This window comes from Pseudomonas sp. 2822-17 (assembly GCF_002742485.1).
GTDB lineage: Bacteria > Pseudomonadota > Gammaproteobacteria > Pseudomonadales > Pseudomonadaceae > Aquipseudomonas > Aquipseudomonas cyclaminis.
The window spans coordinates 1-301 of record NZ_LJRZ01000073.1 but is presented as its reverse complement, the minus strand read 5'-3'; the positions used below and the strand labels follow the sequence as shown (position 1 = coordinate 301).

Here is a 301-nt window from a genome sequence, read left to right as displayed (position 1 = left end):
CCCCGTTAGTGGGATGGTATATTCTCATCCACAACTGCGCAATAGCAACAGATGATAATAGCATTGGTATAAGATATATCTTACGAAGAAGATCAGCTCCCTTAATTCTTCCCGTTAATATTAGGGATACAAATAAGTAGCCCCCTAAGCTAATTACTGAGAAAATGGCTAATAGTAACGAGTGATGGGCACTTCGCCAAAAAGTTGAATCTTGAATCAATCTACTATAATTATCTAGCCCGATAAACTGCATTGCCCCTATGCCATCCCAACGCATAAGACCATAATAGCCAGTCAAAAC

General features: G+C 39.5%; 1 pseudogene. It reads right to left on the bottom strand.

Annotated elements, in window-relative coordinates:
• Positions 1–301 (bottom strand): annotated as a pseudogene (locus AOA60_RS33200) (sugar ABC transporter permease); the annotation flags it as partial.